At 70.8% G+C, this 16680-nt stretch carries 16 protein-coding genes; 14 read left to right on the top strand and 2 right to left on the bottom strand.

Features of this window, described 5'->3' with window-relative positions; genetic code table 11:
- Positions 1 to 163: 163 nt before the first annotated feature.
- Entirely contained in the window at positions 164 to 460 is a 297-nt protein-coding gene (locus OC490_RS30935) for a (2Fe-2S)-binding protein (protein WP_052347132.1), read from the top strand.
- A gap of 140 nt (positions 461 to 600) precedes the next feature.
- On the opposite strand, the gene OC490_RS30930 is transcribed toward OC490_RS30935, so the two are convergent.
- Entirely contained in the window at positions 601 to 1014 is a 414-nt protein-coding gene (locus OC490_RS30930) for a pyridoxamine 5'-phosphate oxidase family protein (protein WP_262061309.1), read from the bottom strand.
- Positions 1015 to 1135: 121 nt separating this feature from the next.
- Between OC490_RS30930 and clpB the strand changes: the two genes are divergently transcribed.
- Positions 1136 to 3757, top strand: coding sequence for an ATP-dependent chaperone ClpB (gene clpB / locus OC490_RS30925; RefSeq protein WP_262061308.1), 2622 nt, complete (start codon positions 1136 to 1138; stop codon positions 3755 to 3757).
- A 125-nt stretch (positions 3758 to 3882) separates the two neighbouring features.
- Positions 3883 to 4419, top strand: coding sequence for a YbjN domain-containing protein (locus OC490_RS30920; protein ID WP_262061307.1), 537 nt, complete (start codon positions 3883 to 3885; stop codon positions 4417 to 4419).
- Positions 4420 to 4506: 87 nt separating this feature from the next.
- Here OC490_RS30920 and OC490_RS30915 read toward each other — a convergent pair whose 3' ends face one another.
- Positions 4507 to 5712: a pyridoxal phosphate-dependent aminotransferase gene (locus OC490_RS30915; protein ID WP_262061306.1), complete on the bottom strand. Its 1206-nt coding sequence runs from the start codon at positions 5710 to 5712 to the stop codon at positions 4507 to 4509.
- A gap of 129 nt (positions 5713 to 5841) precedes the next feature.
- Between OC490_RS30915 and OC490_RS30910 the strand changes: the two genes are divergently transcribed.
- From OC490_RS30910 to kynU, 11 genes are all read left to right on the top strand, one after another.
- Positions 5842 to 6171: a hypothetical protein gene (locus OC490_RS30910; protein WP_262061305.1), complete on the top strand. Its 330-nt coding sequence runs from the start codon at positions 5842 to 5844 to the stop codon at positions 6169 to 6171.
- Positions 6172 to 6492: 321 nt separating this feature from the next.
- Positions 6493 to 7029 carry a DUF2617 family protein gene (locus OC490_RS30905; protein WP_262061304.1) on the top strand — a complete coding sequence of 179 codons (537 nt, stop codon included), beginning with the start codon at positions 6493 to 6495 and terminating at the stop codon, positions 7027 to 7029.
- A gap of 115 nt (positions 7030 to 7144) precedes the next feature.
- Positions 7145 to 8740, top strand: a complete 1596-nt coding sequence (locus OC490_RS30900) for a polyamine aminopropyltransferase (RefSeq protein ID WP_262061303.1) — start codon at positions 7145 to 7147, stop codon at positions 8738 to 8740.
- Between the two features lie 84 nt (positions 8741 to 8824).
- Positions 8825 to 9628: an SRPBCC domain-containing protein gene (locus OC490_RS30895; protein ID WP_262061302.1), complete on the top strand. Its 804-nt coding sequence runs from the start codon at positions 8825 to 8827 to the stop codon at positions 9626 to 9628.
- A 21-nt stretch (positions 9629 to 9649) separates the two neighbouring features.
- The gene (locus tag OC490_RS30890; protein WP_262061301.1) at positions 9650 to 10438 is read left to right on the top strand and encodes an aldose 1-epimerase; all 789 of its coding nucleotides are present in this window, start codon (positions 9650 to 9652) and stop codon (positions 10436 to 10438) included.
- Between the two features lie 31 nt (positions 10439 to 10469).
- Positions 10470 to 11018, top strand: a complete 549-nt coding sequence (gene pyrE, locus OC490_RS30885) for an orotate phosphoribosyltransferase (RefSeq protein ID WP_262061300.1) — start codon at positions 10470 to 10472, stop codon at positions 11016 to 11018.
- Between the two features lie 139 nt (positions 11019 to 11157).
- Positions 11158 to 12180: a class II fructose-bisphosphate aldolase gene (fbaA, locus tag OC490_RS30880; protein WP_262061299.1), complete on the top strand. Its 1023-nt coding sequence runs from the start codon at positions 11158 to 11160 to the stop codon at positions 12178 to 12180.
- A 77-nt stretch (positions 12181 to 12257) separates the two neighbouring features.
- Complete coding sequence (locus tag OC490_RS30875; RefSeq protein WP_262061298.1) at positions 12258 to 13736, top strand: MFS transporter; 1479 nt, start codon at positions 12258 to 12260, stop codon at positions 13734 to 13736.
- 46 nt (positions 13737 to 13782) lie between these two features.
- On the top strand, positions 13783 to 14196 hold the full coding sequence (locus tag OC490_RS30870) for a DUF3151 domain-containing protein (protein ID WP_262061297.1): 414 nt from the start codon (positions 13783 to 13785) through the stop codon (positions 14194 to 14196).
- A gap of 162 nt (positions 14197 to 14358) precedes the next feature.
- A complete protein-coding gene (locus OC490_RS30865) occupies positions 14359 to 15198 on the top strand; it encodes a tryptophan 2,3-dioxygenase family protein (RefSeq protein ID WP_262061296.1) in 840 nt (279 codons plus the stop codon).
- Positions 15191 to 16384 (top strand): kynureninase, encoded by a 1194-nt coding sequence (gene kynU / locus OC490_RS30860; protein WP_262061295.1) that lies wholly within the window; start codon positions 15191 to 15193, stop codon positions 16382 to 16384. Before OC490_RS30865 ends, kynU begins: the two co-directional genes overlap by 8 nt.
- Positions 16385 to 16680 lie beyond the last annotated feature (296 nt).

The following is a 16680-nucleotide window of genomic DNA, read 5'->3' as shown; positions in this document are numbered from 1 at the left end:
AGTGGCCTCTCTGGTGCGAAGGGTGAGGTGCGGCAGGACACCGCCTGGTCGCTCGCGGCTGACACCGCGACTGTGACCGCCGGCGACACTTCTGTGACTGCAGATGACACTGCGTGGAGTTGACGTGACCACCCCACCCGACGACCGCTCCTTCCGCCGCGAGATGGCCACGGCCTACCGCTCCGGCTGGCACTTCATCGATCTGGCCACCGCCATCCCCCACAGCGGTGACTCGCTCATGGTGACAGTGTTCGGCGAGCCGGTGGTCGTGACCCGCGACGAGGACGAGGACGTACGGGCGTACCGGTGTCTGCGACGGCCTCGGGGGGCGCCGCAGCCGGTGCGATGCGCCATCCGGTACGGAATGATCTTTGTGAATCTTGACCAGCGAGACCACCGGCTGGTGGAAACGGATGCCCCCGACATCCAGACCATCTCAGCCACCCCCCGCAGTGCCTGACGCGATTCCCCCGTCGTAACAGATCGCTCAGGTGCTTCCCCCCGCAGCGGCGTCACCGTGACCTGAACACGGTGACGCCGCTGCAGTTTGGGCGAAATGTCAGGGTATGGGCCCAGTCGCAGTGGCCTGAACTGATCGCTTCAGCCCCTCCCCAGCGCCCGCGTCAGCTCGATCTCGATCACCACCCGTGACGGGTTCGGCGACGGCGTCCGCCCGTAGCGCCCGGCGTACCGGCGCTCCGCCTCCGCGACCCGGCCGGGCTCCGCGCGGACGAAGGCCCGGCCCTCCAGCGTCGCCCAGCGCCGCCCGTCCACCTGGCACACGGCGACCCGTGCCCCGGGCGGGCCGGCGGCCAGCACGTTCGCCACCTTCCTGCTCGACTTGTCCGCGATGACCCGAGCAAGCCGCGCCTCCGGGTCGTATGTCACTCCGACGGGAACGACATGCGGGCTGCCGTCGGGCCGCGGGGTCGTGAGGGTGCACAGATGCCGTTCCTGCCAGAAGGTGAGGTACGACGGGTCGGGATCGCCCGGGTCGACCGGATATGAGGCCATGGTCCCGGAACTTAGTCCCTCGATCCTCCCCGCCACTGCCTTGAGTGGAATAGACTCAACTTTGTGCACGTTGGCCGAGTCAGTCCGTGCACGAAGGTCGTAGGAGGAGGAGTACCGGAACGTGGACGCCGAGCTGACCAACAGGAGCCGGGAAGCGATCAACGCGGCCAGCAGCCGCGCCGTCACCGGAGGGCACGCCGATCTGACCCCGGCGCACCTGCTTCTCTCGCTGCTCGCGGGGGAGGACAACGAGAACATCACCGACCTGCTGGCCGCCGTCGACGCCGACCAGGCCGCCGTACGGTCCGGGGCCGAGCGCGTGCTCGCCTCGCTGCCCAGCGTGACCGGGTCGACCGTCGCGCCCCCGCAGCCCAGCCGCGAGCTGCTCGCGGTGCTCGCGGACGCCGACGAGCGCGCGAAGGAACTCGGCGACGAGTACCTCTCGACCGAGCACCTGCTGATCGGGATCGCCGCGAAGGGCGGCGCCGCCGGGGACGTACTCTCCCAGCAGGGGGCCAGTGCGAAGAAGCTGCTGGACGCGTTCCAGAAGAGCAGGGGAGGGCGCCGGGTGACCACACCCGACCCCGAGGGGCAGTACAAGGCACTGGAGAAGTTCGGTACGGACTTCACGGCCGCCGCGCGCGAGGGCAAACTCGACCCCGTCATCGGGCGGGACCAGGAGATCCGGCGGGTCGTCCAGGTGCTGTCCCGCCGCACCAAGAACAACCCCGTCCTCATCGGTGAGCCCGGCGTCGGCAAGACCGCCGTCGTCGAGGGGCTGGCCCAGCGGATCGTCAAGGGGGACGTGCCGGAGTCCCTCAAGAACAAGCGGCTGGTCTCCCTGGACCTCGGCGCGATGGTCGCGGGCGCGAAGTACCGCGGCGAGTTCGAGGAGCGGCTCAAGACCGTCCTCGCCGAGATCAAGGACTCCGACGGCCAGATCATCACCTTCATCGACGAGCTGCACACCGTCGTGGGCGCGGGCGCCGGCGGCGACTCCGCCATGGACGCCGGCAACATGCTGAAGCCGATGCTCGCCCGCGGTGAACTCCGCATGGTCGGCGCGACCACCCTCGACGAGTACCGCGAGCGCATCGAGAAGGACCCGGCGCTGGAGCGCCGCTTCCAGCAGGTGCTGGTCGCCGAGCCGTCCGTCGAGGACACCATCGCGATCCTGCGCGGTCTGAAGGGCCGCTACGAGGCCCACCACAAGGTCGTCATCGCGGACAGCGCGCTGGTCGCCGCCGCGACCCTCTCCGACCGCTACATCACCTCCCGCTTCCTCCCCGACAAGGCGATCGACCTCGTCGACGAGGCGGCCTCCCGCCTGCGCATGGAGATCGACTCCTCCCCCGTCGAGATCGACGAACTCCAGCGCTCCGTCGACCGGTTGAAGATGGAGGAGCTGGCGCTCGACAAGGAGACGGACGCCGCCTCCATCGAACGCCTGGAGAAGCTGCGCCGCGACCTCGCCGACCGCGAGGAGGAACTGCGCGGCCTCAACGCCCGCTGGGAGAAGGAGAAGCAGTCCCTCAACCAGGTCGGCGAGCTGAAGGAGAAGCTCGACGAACTGCGAGGCCAGGCCGAACGGGCCCAGCGCGACGGCGACTTCGACACCGCCTCCAAGCTGCTCTACGGCGAGATCCCCTCCCTGGAGCGGGATTTGGAGGAGGCCTCCGAGGCGGAGGAGGCGTTGACATCTTCCGCCTCCGGCGGGGGCTCCAAGGACACGATGGTCAAGGAGGAGGTCGGCCCCGACGACATCGCGGACGTCGTCGGCGCCTGGACCGGCATCCCCGCAGGCCGCCTCCTTGAGGGCGAGACCCAGAAACTCCTGCGCATGGAGGAGGAGTTGGGCCGTCGGCTCATCGGCCAGCAGGAGGCCGTACAGGCGGTCTCCGACGCCGTACGGCGCACCCGCGCCGGCATCGCGGACCCCGACCGCCCCACCGGCTCCTTCCTCTTCCTCGGCCCGACGGGCGTAGGCAAGACGGAGCTGGCGAAGGCGTTGGCGGACTTCCTCTTCGACGACGAACGGGCCATGGTCCGCATCGACATGTCGGAGTACGGCGAGAAGCACAGCGTGGCCCGGCTGGTCGGCGCGCCTCCCGGCTACGTCGGCTACGAGGAGGGCGGCCAGCTCACGGAGGCGGTGCGCAGGCGCCCGTACTCGGTGATCCTGCTGGACGAGGTGGAGAAGGCGCACCCGGAGGTCTTCGACGTCCTGCTCCAGGTGCTGGACGACGGGCGGTTGACGGACGGTCAGGGCCGCACGGTCGACTTCCGGAACACCATCCTGATCCTCACCTCGAACCTGGGCAGCAACTTCCTGGTCGACCCGAGCACCGGTGAGGACGAGAAGAAGGCACAGGTTCTGCAGGTGGTGCGGGCCTCCTTCAAGCCGGAGTTCCTCAACCGCCTGGACGACCTGGTGGTCTTCTCCGCCCTGAACCGGGAGGAGTTGGGCCGGATCGCGGCGCTCCAGATCGGCCGCCTCGCCAAGCGCCTCGCGGAACGCCGCCTCACCCTGGAGATCAGCGACGAGGCCCTGACCTGGCTCGCGGACAACGGCAACGACCCGGCGTACGGCGCGCGACCGCTGCGGCGGCTGGTGCAGACCGCGATCGGCGACCGCCTCGCCAAGGAGATCCTGGCGGGCGAGGTCAAGGACGGCGACACGGTACGGGTGGACGCGTTCGGGGACGGGCTGATCGTGGGGCCTGCGACGGGCAAGACGCTGTAGGTGGCACCGTGGGGCCCTGGGCCGACCGGATCGGGTCAGCCCAGGGCGGACAGTCCCGGCAGGGGTTGCCACGCCCCTCCCCGGATGGGGGAGGATGGCGGAATCCGTACGAAGGGAAATACACGGTGAGCATCGACCCGTCCTCGATTCCGAACTTCGGGGGCCAGCCCGAGCCGCAGCAAGGACCGGCGGGCCCCGTCGTCCCGGATCAGGACCTCGTGAAGCAGCTCCTCGAACAGATGGAGCTGAAGTATGTCGTCGACGACGAGGGAGACCTCGCGGCGCCGTGGGAGCAGTTCCGTACGTACTTCATGTTCCGCGGTGAGGACGACCAGCTCGTCTTCTCCGTCCGGACGTTCTACGACCGTCCCCACGAGATCGACTCCAAGCCGCAGCTGCTGGAGTCCATCGACGACTGGAACCGCCGCACCCTGTGGCCCAAGGTCTACAGCCACACTCACGACGACGGCACCGTCCGTCTGATCGGTGAGGCGCAGATGCTGATCGGCACCGGCGTCGACCTGAACCACTTCGTCTCCTCGACGGTCAGCTGGGTGCGCGCCGCCATCGAGTTCGACCGCTGGCTCGTCGAGCAGCTCGGCCTCACCGAGGAAGTCGACGAGGCGGTCGAGAAGCCTGAGGACGACGGCGACGAGGAGTAGGCCACCTCGGTCCCTTTCGACCTGTGTGAACGCGACGGCGCCCGTCCACAGCCTGTGGACGGGCGCCGTCGTCGTACCGCCCACCGCTCAGCCGGCCAGTTTCTTGAGGCGTCCGACCGCCTCCTCCAGCACACTTACCCTCTTGCAGAACGCGAACCGTACGAACGGCGCGCCCGCCTCCCGGTGGTCGTAGAAGACCGCGTTCGGGATGGCGACGACGCCGGCGAGTTCCGGGAGGGCGCGGCAGAAGGCGAAGCCGTCGCCGTTCTGGGAGAGGTCGGGGCCGAGGGGGCGGATGTCGGTGGTGACGAAGTACGTGCCGGCCGGGCGGAAGACCTCGAAGCCGGCCTCCGTCAGGCCCGTCGCCAGGACGTCCCGCTTGGCGAGCATGTCCGCGCGGAAGGCGTCGAAGTAGGAGTCGGGGAGGGAGAGGGCTTCCGCGACCGCGTACTGGAAGGGGCCCGACGCCACGTACGTCAGGAACTGCTTCGCCGAGCGTACGGCCGTGACCAGGTCCGGGGTTCCCGTCACCCACCCGACCTTCCAGCCGGTGAACGAGAACGTCTTGCCGGCCGAGCCGATAGAGACAGTGCGCCCCCGCATCCCGGGGAACGTCGCGAGCGGGATGTGCTCGGCCGCGTCGAAGACCAGGTGCTCGTACACCTCGTCCGTGATCACCAACAGATCGCGTTCTACGGCGAGTTCGGCGATGGCGGTGAGTTCCTCGCGGGTGAGGACCGTGCCGGTCGGGTTGTGCGGGGTGTTGATCAGGAGGAGGCGGGTGCGGTCGGTGACGGCGGCGCGCAGTTCGTCGAGGTCGAGGCGGAAGCTGCCGTCGGCGGGGCGGAGCGTGACCGGTACGCGTGTGCCGCCCGCCATCGCGATGCAGGCGGCGTAGGAGTCGTAGTACGGCTCGAAGGCGATGACCTCGTCGCCCGGTTCCACCAGGGCCAGCAGCGCCGCGGCGATGGCCTCCGTCGCGCCCGCCGTGACCAGGACCTCGGCGTCGGGGTCGTAGGACAGGCCGTAGCGGCGTTCCTGGTGGGCGGTGATCGCGGTGCGGAGTTCGGGGACTCCGGGGCCCGGCGGGTACTGGTTGCCGCGTCCGTCGCGCAGCGCGCGGACCGCCGCCTCGCGGATCTCCTCGGGGCCGTCCGTGTCGGGGAAACCCTGGCCGAGGTTGATCGACCCGGTCCTCAGGGCGAGGGCGGACATCTCGGCGAAGATCGTCGTCCCGAACTCGGCGAGCCGGCGGTTGAGGAGGGGGCGTGCGCTGGAGGTCATGCCCGTCATCCTGCGCCCAAGCTCTGGACTTCCTCAACTCTGCTTTGGCTGGTGAGACGGCCGGGCATCCCTGCTTCACGCACCACACGAGGCGCCCACGGGGGGCCGCTTCGGGGGAATCGGAAGGAGGGTGACGCCATGTTCGGCATTCTCGGTGGAGACATGTTCTTCGGCATCATCCTGGCGGTGATCGCGGTCGCTTTCGTGGGGGCCCTGGTCCGCGCGGGCCGCAGGAGCAGGATCAGCAAGGGGTCGGGGCGGCGGGCCGGGGTCCGCAGCGGGGGAACCGCGGCCGGTACGAGCAGCTGGTGGGCCGGGGACAGCGGGTCGTCCTCGGGCGGCCACTCCGGCGGGCACCACGGTGGCCACCACTCCTGCGGCGGCGGGCACTCCTCCTGCGGAGGCGGCTCGTCGTGCGGCGGAGGGTCGTCGTGCGGGGGCGGAGGCGGCTGCGGCGGGGGCAGCTGACCAGCGCGACGGGGGGCGGGGCGCCCGTCGGGAGACTGCTCCCGGCGGGCGCTCCGGCGCGCGCTCGACACGCCTGGGCGTACGCCTTGGTTGAACAGTTGAGCTGTGCAGCCCCCTGAGGGATGGAAACCCCACGAAGTTGGGTAAAAAGACTGTGGTGGCGCCACCGTTCATGATTCCCTCTACATCACCGACGCAGCCCCTCGGGCGCCTGCAGACACCTTCTCCTGACTGGGCCGACCGGGCCGATGCCCCGGTGTCGGCCGGGGTGTGCCAGACCCCCACACCTCCCCTTTCTTTGCGTGCTAGCGGAGCCGATCCATGCTCACGACCCTTCAGACCTCCTACACCGACACGCGTGCGGCCGACCTCGCCTGGACCCTGGGGCGCGAGCCGCTTCCCGCGCTGGCCACACTCGACCTCGAACTCGCCGGTGCGCGGCTCCAGTTGAGACTGCTCGGCGCGTCCCACCAGGTACTTCTGCACGAGGAGCGGGGCAGCTGTTCGGAGACGGTCGCGTGCATCCCGGGTTCCAGTACGCCGCTGCCGCTCGGGGTCGCCAAGCGGATCGGCGACTGGGAGTACGAGTTCGCGGCCCGGGTCGAGGTGCTGTCCCCGGGGCAGTTCGCGGGCCGCGCCCAGGAGCTGCTGGCCCTGGTCGCCGACCATCCCAACGGTCTGGCGGGGGTCTTCCCCGGCAGCCCGCACGCCTTCACCGCGATGCTCGCCCAGCGGTACGAGGGCCAGGTGCACTGGCGCACCTGGCACGCCTATCCGCAGGACGGCCAGCTGGTGGCGACGCGGACGAAGGTGGGCGTACGGGTGCCGGTGGGCCATCCGGTGCCGTCTCCGGTCTGAGGCGTAGGGCCACAGCGGGGCTGCGCCGGAGGGTTGAGCCACCCCCGGCCGTCGTAAACACATTCCACACGTGTGGGTGACGAAGCGTGCCCGTCCCGTGACGTAACGTCGCAGCGTGATCGAACCGCACGCGCCGGCCCGGCCGGGTACGCAGCCGCCGTGGGCAGGCCCCGCGCGGCTGCCCGTACGGCCGGGCACGGGCCGGTTCCTGGTGCTCGCGGGGGTCTTCGTCTGCGCGGCCTGCGGACTCGTGTACGAACTCGAACTCGTCGCCCTCGCCTCGTACTTGATCGGCGACTCGGTCACCCAGGCGTCCGTCGTCCTCTCCGTGATGGTCTTCGCGATGGGCATCGGCTCGCTCGCCGCGAAGCGGCTGCGCTGGCACGCGGCGGCCGGTTTCGGCGCGGTCGAGGCGGCCCTCGCGCTGATCGGCGGCTGCAGTGCGATGGCGCTGTACGCGGTCTTCGCCTGGACCGGGAGCTGGGGCGGCTTGTGGGCGCAGGGTCCGCGCTGTCTCCTGGTCGCCTTCTCCCTCGCGATCGGTCTGCTGATCGGCGCCGAGGTGCCGTTGTTGATGGAGCTGATCCAGCGCATCCGCCGCCAGGACGCGGGCGGCGCGGTGGCCGACCTCTTCGCGGCGGACTACGTCGGCGCACTGGTCGGCGGCCTCGCGTTCCCCTTCCTGCTCCTCCCTTTCCTGGGCCAGCTGACCGGCACCCTGCTCACCGGCACGGTCAACGTGGTCGCCGGCGGCTGTCTGGTCCTCGGCCTGTTCCGCCGCGACCTCACCCGCCGGGGCCGCTGGCTCCTGGTGATCACCAACCTCACAGTTCTGGGCCTGCTTGCCTCCGCCGCCGTACTGGTCGACGACTTCGAACGGGCCGCACGGCACGCGGTCTACGGCAAGGACGTCCGGGTGGCTCTCCAGACGGACGTCCAGGAGGTCGTCCTCACCGGCGGCGACCACGGCCGCCCCCTCGACCTCTTCCTCGACGGCCGCCTGCGGGTCAGCGGACGCGACGAGCGCCGGTACCACGAGGCCCTCGTCCACCCCGCGATGGACGGCCCCCACGCGCGCGTGCTCGTCCTGGGCGGCGGCGACGGACTCGCGGCCCGTGACGTCCTCCGCCACCGGGGCGTGCGCCGCGTCGACATCGTCGAACTCGACGCGGCCGTCGTCCAGTTGGGCCGCCACGACTCCGCCCTGGCCGCGCTCAACGACCACGTCTACGGCGACCCGCGCGTCCACGTCACCACCGGCGACGCCTTCGACCTGCTGCGCCGGGTCCACCCCGGGACGTACGACGTGGTCGTCGCCGACCTCCCCGACCCCGGCATCACCGCCAGCACCAAGCTGTACTCCCAGGAGTTCTACGGCCTCGCCCGCCGCGCCCTCACCGAGCGGGGCCGGCTGGTCGTGCACGCGGGACCGGTCTCCTCCCGGCGCCGCGTCTTCTGGACGGTCGTCTCCACCCTCCGCGCGGCCGGCCTCCACCCCGTCCCCTACCGTGTCGGCGGCCGGGCCTCGGGCTTCGCGGCGGGCCCCGACCGCACGGCCGGAACGTCCCGCTCGCCGCGCGACTGGGGGTTCGTGCTGGCGGCGCGGGGGGCGGTGCCCGCGGAGCGGGGGCTGGAGAGCGACGAACGGGCGGCGGAGCGGACGTGGGTGCCGGGCCTGCCGGCTTCTACGTTGGTGCACCCGCGGTACTGATGTGCTGCCGGTCCGCTCCAACACGGCGGCACTTCCCGGCAACGGCAGGTGTACCCGGGGTCAACCTAGGTAGGCTCCGCAAGCATGGAGCATGAGGTGCACGTTCCGGTTCCGCCCGAGCGGCTGCGATCCGCGCTCGGCGACCCCGCCCGGGTCGCCCGCGCCGTCCCCGGCCTCCAGCAGGACGCCGGCACCGAACCCGTCGCCGGCCGCCTGAAGGTGCGCGTCGGCGGCCACTCCATCACCTACCGGGGGTCGGTCCGCGTCTCCGCCCGGGACGACGGCTCCTACGCCGTCGAGGGCGACGCGACCGAGGTCCGCGGCTCCGGCTCCGTCAAACTCGCCCTCACCGTCCGCGTCCGGGAGTCCGACGGCGGCTCCACGATCACCTTCGACGGTACGGCGACGGCGGACGGCCGGGTCACCGAACTGGCCCCGGACGCGGTGAGCGCGGCGACGACCAGGCTGCTGGAGCGGTTCGCGGCGAACCTGGGTGAGGAGCCGGAGCAGGCCGACGACACCGACGACACCGACGACGTGGATGACGTGGACGCCGTAGAAGTCGATGACGTGGACGACGTGGAAGCCGACGACGTGGATCTGGACGACCCGGAGGTGGACCTGGCGGGCGCCATCGAGGAGCTCCACGTCTCCGAGACCTTCGCCGAGACGCCTCAGCCCCCCGCCGAAGCGGCGCACGCCCGCCGCACGATGATCGGCCGCAGCGCGGAGGAGGTCGACCACGCGCCGCCGCGCGGGCGTTACGCCCCGGTCCCCGCGCCGCAGACCGTCTCGGCGAACGCCACGCTCCGCTGGGCGGCCCCCGCTGCCGCGCTGGTCCTGGCGTCGGCGATCGTGGTGAACAGGGTGCTGCGCAAACGTCGTTGAGCGGCCCAGTAGGGTCGTGCCGTGAGTAACGAAGAGATCACGCTGACCGCGGGCGACGCGGAAGTGACGGTGCAGCCGGGCAACGGCGGCCGTATCGGAGGACTTCGCGTCGGCGGCACCGAACTGCTGCGCCAGGGCGAGCGGTTCGGGTGTTTCCCGATGGTCCCCTGGTGCGGTCGGATCCGCGACGGCCGCTTCATGGACGGCGGGACCGTCCACCAGATGCCCCTCAACTCCCCGCCGCACGCCATCCACGGCACCGTCCGCGACGGCGTCTGGCGCACCGCCCGCCGGACCGCCGACGAGGCGGTCATCACGTACGACCTGGTCGAGCCGTGGCCCTTCCCGGGCCGCGTCACCCAGGCCGTCGCGCTGACCGCGGACACCCTGACGCTCACCATGGCGATCGAGGCGTACGACAACTCGTTCCCGGCGCAGATCGGCTGGCACCCGTGGTTCCACCGCAACCTCGGCGGCGAGGACGTGCTCGTCGACTTCAGCCCCGCCTGGCAGGAGGAGCGCGGCGACGACCACCTCCCCACCGGCAACCGCATCGACGTGAAGCCCAGCCCCTGGGACGACTGCTTCGGCATGCCGGACGGCGTCGACGTCACGCTGACCTGGCCGGGACAGCTGGCGCTGAAGGTGACGAGCCCGGAGCAGTGGGTCGTCGTCTACGACGAGCAGGAGGCCGCCGTCTGCGTGGAACCGCAGACCGGTCCGCCGAACGGCCTCAACACCCTGCCCCGCCTGGTCACCCCGATCGAGCCGCTGGAAGCCACAATGACCTGGGCGTGGACGCGCTTCTAGGCCGGTGGGCATCGCCTCTAAGCTGACAGGCATGACGGACGTACGCGGCGTGCTGCTGCAGCAGATCAAGGACAAGGCCGTGGTGCACGGCAAGGTGACCCTGTCGTCGGGTCTGGAGGCCGACTACTACATCGACCTCCGGCGCGTCACCCTCGACGGGGAGGCCGCCCCGCTCGTCGGTCAGGTGCTGCTGGACCTGACCGCCGACCTGGACTTCGACGCGGTCGGCGGCCTGACGATGGGCGCCGACCCGGTCGCCACCTCGATGCTGCACGCCGCCGCCGCGCGCGGGCGGAAGCTGGACGCCTTCGTCGTGCGCAAGGCCGCGAAGGCGCACGGCATGCAGCGCCAGGTGGAGGGCCCGGAGATCGCGGGCCGCCGGGTCCTGGTGGTCGAGGACACCTCGACCACCGGCGGTTCCCCGCTCACCGCCGTCGAGGCCGTGCGCGCGGCCGGTGCCGAGGTCGTCGGCGTCGCCACCATCGTGGACCGGGCGACCGGCGCCGCCGAGAAGATCGAGGCGGGCGCGGGAGTGCCGTACCTCTTCGCGTACTCCAAGGACGATCTGAACCTGGACTGACCTCCCGCCCCGACCATTCGGCCATGTCTGGAAAGATGGGCACGACGACGACGTCGCACCCAAGGTCTAGGTCAGGGCCGAAGTACGCAGATCGCAGATCGCGCAGATCGCCAACCCGCACATACCAAGGAGCGGACAGATGCCCATCGCAACCCCCGAGGTCTACAACGAGATGCTCGACCGGGCGAAGGCAGGCAAGTTCGCCTACCCGGCCATCAATGTGACCTCGACCCAGACCCTGCACGCTGCGCTGCGCGGCTTCGCGGAGGCCGAGAGCGACGGCATCGTCCAGATCTCCACGGGTGGTGCCGAGTTCCTGGGCGGCCAGTACGCCAAGGAGATGGTCACGGGTTCCGTGGCCCTCGCCGAGTTCGCGCACATCGTCGCCCAGAAGTACCCGGTCACGGTCGCGCTGCACACCGACCACTGCCCCAAGGACAAGCTCGACGGCTACGTCCGTCCGCTGCTCGCCGTCTCCGAGGAGCGCGTGAAGGCCGGCGGCAACCCGCTGTTCCAGTCCCACATGTGGGACGGCTCGGCGGAGACCCTCGCCGACAACCTCGCCATCGCGCAGGAGCTGCTGGCCCGCGCCGCCGCCGCGAAGATCATCCTTGAGGTGGAGATCACCCCGACCGGCGGCGAGGAGGACGGCGTCTCGCACGAGATCAACGACTCCCTCTACACCACGGTCGACGACGCGATCCGTACGGTCGAGGCGCTCGGTCTCGGCGAGAAGGGCCGCTACCTGCTGGCCGCGTCCTTCGGCAACGTGCACGGCGTGTACAAGCCGGGCAACGTCGTGCTCCGCCCCGAGCTGCTCAAGGACCTGAGCGACGGCGTGGCCGCGAAGTACGGCAAGGCGTCCCCGTTCGACTTCGTCTTCCACGGCGGCTCCGGCTCCACGGCCGAGGAGATCGCCACCGCGCTGGAGAACGGCGTGGTGAAGATGAACCTCGACACCGACACCCAGTACGCGTTCACGCGCCCGGTCGCCGACCACATGCTGAAGAACTACGACGGTGTCCTGAAGGTCGACGGCGAGGTCGGCTCCAAGAAGACCTACGACCCGCGCACCTGGGGCAAGCTGGCCGAGGCGTCGATGGCCGCGCGTGTCACGGAGGCGTGCGCGAACCTGCGCTCGACGGGCACGAAGATCAAGTAAGTCCGTCCGCCCGTCGGTCTGTCCGTCTGTTTCGCGAGCCCGGTGCTACGGCACCGGGCTCGTTGTATACCTGGGGCATGTCCTCCGACGTCCGACTCGCCTCGCCCCAGGGCAAGTGGATCCTGCTGACCACGGTGCTCGGCTCCAGCATGGCCATGGTGGACTCCACCGTCGTCAACGTGGCCCTGCCCCGCATCGGCCGCGATCTCGACGCCGACCTGGCCGCCCTCCAGTGGACGGTCAACGCGTACATGCTGACGCTGGCCGGGCTGATCCTCCTCGGCGGCTCGCTCGGCGACCGTTACGGCCGCCGCAAGATCTTCGTCCTGGGCGTGGTCTGGTTCGCGGCGGCCTCGCTGCTGTGCGGTCTGGCCCCCAACGCCGGTGTCCTGATCGCCGCCCGCGCGCTCCAGGGCATCGGCGGCGCGCTCCTCACCCCCGGCTCCCTCGCCCTCATCCAGGCCTCCTTCCACCCCGACGACCGGGCCAGGGCGGTCGGCCTGTGGTCCGGTTTCGGCGGTATCGGCGCGGCGATCGGCCCGTTCCTGGGCGGCTGGCTGGTGGACGGCCCCGGCTGGCGCTGGGTGTTCCTGATCAACGTGCCGATGGCGCTGGTGTGCGCCCCCATCGCCGTACGCCACGTCCCCGAGTCGGCGGACGGCCGCACCCACGGCCGCTTCGACGTACTGGGCGCGGCACTCGGCGCGATCGCACTCGCCCTCGTCACATACGCGCTGATCGAGGCGGCCGACGGCCCGCTGCCGGTCGTGATCGTCACCGCCGTGGCGGGCGTGGCCGCGGGGGTCGCCTTCGTCTACGTCGAGAAGCGCAGCCCCGATCCGATGATGCCGCCGGGCATCTTCGCGTCCCGCCAGTTCACGGCGGTCAACCTGGTCACGCTCTGCGTCTACGCGGCGTTCGGCGGCTTCTTCTTCCTGACAGCGCTCCAACTCCAGGTAGTGGCAGGCTATTCGGCACTGGAGGCCGGCACGGCGTTGCTCCCCACGACCGCCCTGATGCTCCTGTTCTCGGCCCGCTCGGGCGAACTGGCCCAGCGCATCGGCCCCCGCATCCCGCTCACCGTCGGGCCGTTGTTGTGTGCGGCGGCGATGCTGCTGATGCTGCGGGTCGGCCCGGACGCCTCCTACCTCGCCGACGTCGTACCCGCGCTCCTCGTGATGGGCGCCGGCATGGTCATCCTGGTCGCCCCTCTGACGGCCACGGTCCTGGCCTCCGTCGACACGGCTCGCGCGGGCCTGGCCAGCGGCATCAACAACGCGGCGGCCCGCGCGGCCGGCCTCATCGCGATCGCCGCGCTGCCGCTGCTCGCGGGGATGGGTTCGGAGGCGTACCGCTCGGCGAGCGCCTTCGACCACGCCTTCGACCGGGCGATGGGGTGGTGCGCGGGGGTACTGGTGGCGGGTTCGATCCTGGCCTGCACGACGGTCCGCCGCCCGGCCCCGGACTGCCGCCGCCCGGAGTGCCTCACCCACGGCTCGATCACGGCCCCGCCGCTGGAGCCACGGTTGGGGAAGGGGCGTCTCGACGCGGGGTAGCGGGCGGATGCCGGTCAATCGCCGCCCCTGGGGGAGACTGGAACCCATGACGATTCACGAGAACCTCCTCGGGGGACCGCCCCCGACCCACCTCCCCGAAGACCCCGGGCCGCGCGACCTTCTCGCGAGCGGGGCGACGCCCGCCGAAGTCGCCGCGAAGTATCCGACCTCCTCGCTCGCCTGGGCCCTGCTGGCCGACGACGCGTTCGAGCGGGGCAGCGTCGTGGAGTCGTACGCCTATGCCCGTACGGGCTACCACCGCGGGCTCGACTCCCTGCGGCGCAACGGCTGGAAAGGCCACGGACCGGTGCCCTGGGAGCACGAGCCGAACCGTGGCTTCCTGCGTGCCCTGCACGCCCTCGCGCGGGCCGCGCAGGCCATCGGGGAGCAGGAGGAGTACGCGCGGTGCAGCCAGTTCCTGAAGGACTCCTCGCCGACGGCGGCCCAGACGCTGGGCTAGTCCCGTAGTCCGGGTGCAGTGATGCGGGTCCGCCTGGTGTGACCAGGCGGACCTTGCGGTCTCGGGGGACCATTGGGGAGGATGCCCGGTGGGGACCGGGGCCCCCGTGTCGGAATTCGGCAGGGGCGGACCGCTACCCGGAGTACGCATCAGGAGACAGCGATGTCCCAACCGGCTCAGGAAACGCAGGAGCCCGAGGCCCCGCATCTCGACTTCCAGGGAACGACCCCCTACGAGGACTACGTCCAGGCCGACGTCCTCACCCACCTCCAGCACACCCGCTCCGACGACCCCGGAGAGATGGTCTTCCTGGTCACCACCCAGGTCATGGAGCTGTGGTTCACCGTCATCGTCCACGAGTGGGAGACCGCCGCGCGGGCCCTGCGCGAGGACCGGGTGCCGGTCGCGATCGACGCGCTGAAGCGTTCTGTACGGGAGTTGGAGGCGCTCAACGCCTCCTGGCGGCCCCTCGGCCAGCTCACGCCGGCGCAGTTCAACTCCTACCGTGCCGCCCTCGGCGAGGGCTCCGGCTTCCAGTCCGCGATGTACCGCCGGATGGAGTTCCTGCTCGGCGAGAAGTCCGCGTCCATGCTCGTCCCGCACCGCGGCGCCCCGCGCGTGCACGCCGAGCTGGAGAAGGCACTGCACGAACCGAGCCTCTACGACGAGGTGTTGAGGCTTCTCGACCGGCGCGGGCACACGGTCCCCGAGGCCGTGCTCACGCGTGACGTGTCGCTGCGCTACGAGCCGTCGGCGGAGGTGGAGGAGGTGTGGACCGCCCTCTACTCCGGTGACCCCGGCGACGAACTCGCCCGGCTCGGCGAGGCGTTGACCGATGTCGCCGAGCTGGTGTGGCGATGGCGCAACGACCATCTCGTCGCCACCCGGCGCGCGATGGGCGCGAAGACCGGGACGGGCGGCTCCGCCGGGGTGGCCTGGCTGGAGAAGCGCGCGCAGAAGAACGTGTTCCCCGAGCTGTGGACGGCGCGCTCCCATGTCTGAACTCGCGCTGAAGGCAGAGAAGTTGGACGCCGCCGATGAACTCGCGGGCGTGCGTTCGCAGTTCGTCCTCGGTGGCGATGTCGTCTACCTGGACGGGAACTCGCTCGGCGCGCTGCCGGTGTCCGTCCCCGGCCGGGTCGAGGACGTCGTACGGCGGCAGTGGGGCGAGCTGCGGATCCGGTCCTGGGACGAGAGCGGGTGGTGGACCGCGCCCGAGCGGATCGGCGACCGGATCGCCCCGCTGGTCGGGGCCGCGGCCGGGCAGATCGTCGTCGGCGACTCCACAAGTGTCAATGTGTTCAAGGCGGTTGTGGCGGCCGTGCGGATGGCGGGCTCGGGGCGGGACGAGATCGTCGTCGACGCCACGACCTTTCCCACGGACGGGTACATCGCCGAGTCGGCGGCCCGGATGACCGGGTGCACGGTGCGGCCGGTGACCCCGGCCGAGGTGCCGGGCGTGCTCGGCGACCGTACGGCGGCGGTGCTCCTCAACCACGTCGACTACCGCACCGGCCGGCTGCACGACCTGCCCGCGCTCACCGCCGCCGTACACGCGGCGGGTGCCGTGGCCGTCTGGGACCTGTGCCACAGCGCGGGCGCCCTGCCGGTCGGACTCGACGAGCACGGGGTGGACCTCGCGGTCGGCTGCACCTACAAGTACCTGAACGGCGGCCCGGGTTCACCGGCGTACCTGTATGTGCGCGAGGAGTTGCAGGACCGCTTCGACTCCCCGCTCCCGGGCTGGAACTCGCACGCCGAACCCTTCGGCATGCGGCCCGCCTACGAACCGGCCCCGGGCGCGCTGCGCGGCCGGGTCGGCACCCCGGACATCCTGTCCATGCTCGCCCTTGAGGCGGCCCTCGACGTGTGGGACGGCGACGGCGTCTCGGTCGGGGCGGTGCGGGCCAAGTCCCTTGCGCTGACGGACTTCTTCCTGGAGTGCGTGGCGTCGTACGTGCCGTCCGGGCGGGTGGAGTCGGTGACTCCGGTGGCTCATGCGGAACGGGGGAGCCAGGTCGCGCTGCGCTGCGCGGACGCCGGTGACGTGATGAAGCGGCTGATCGAGCGGGGTGTGGTCGGCGACTTCCGGCACCCGGACGTGCTGCGGTTCGGATTCACACCGCTGTACGTCGGGTTCGGGGACGTGGAGCGGGCGGCGCGGGTGCTGGGGGACCTGGTCCGCTAGGACCTCTGGGAACTGTGTATCCCGGTCTAACCGCCGTAGGTCGCTGGAGTGGTTAGATGTCGGTGATGTGCCAGTGATGTGCCGGTGACGTGCACCGCAGAACCGTTTACGCCTCACCGGGCGTGACAACCGCGGTCTCCGTGCACGTCACTGGCCTGGTAGCGTCCGGCGGACGGCCGAATTTCTTCGTGTGTTTCGCTCCTGGTCGCCATATCCCGTCACATCCCGTTCCGTCCAAGTCCTCCCCCAGTGCCCGAAAGCCTGGGAGGTGCCCCCATCGTCGCTGAGAGGTTGGA

The sequence above is a fragment of the Streptomyces sp. STR69 genome, assembly GCF_024519455.1.
Classification (GTDB): domain Bacteria; phylum Actinomycetota; class Actinomycetes; order Streptomycetales; family Streptomycetaceae; genus Streptomyces.
The sequence above is the reverse complement of the archived record's forward strand: the minus strand, read 5'-3'. Positions and strand labels throughout refer to the sequence as shown.